Source organism: Tropicimonas sp. IMCC6043, from assembly GCF_004146235.1.
GTDB lineage: Bacteria > Pseudomonadota > Alphaproteobacteria > Rhodobacterales > Rhodobacteraceae > Tropicimonas.
Map to the genome: position 1 here is coordinate 1 of NZ_SELO01000286.1, position 231 is coordinate 231.

A 231-nucleotide genomic window follows, 5' to 3' on the forward strand; every position below is an offset into this window, starting at 1 on the left:
GGCAGTGACCTGAGACCCGGCTTCCCTCCAGCCTTTGGGAGAATCCGTCGGTTGATTTCTGGCCTCATGCGGCCTTGGTTTCCAGTCTCGATTTCATTGCGAATTCCCGCGGCGTGAGATTGCCGAGGGATGAGTGGGGCCTGTTGCGGTTGTAGTCCTCCTTCCAGGCTGTGATTTTCTCGCGGGCCTCCGCCAGCGATGAGAACAGGGTTTCGTTCAAGAGTTCGTCCC

At 58.4% G+C, this 231-nt stretch carries 1 protein-coding gene; it reads right to left on the reverse strand.

Translation table 11 applies throughout. The annotated features are described in order from the left end of the window. Nucleotides 1–64: 64 nt before the first annotated feature. The coding region (locus EU800_RS26690) for a transposase (protein WP_242500847.1) at nt 65–231 on the reverse strand (167 nt) is incomplete at its 5' end.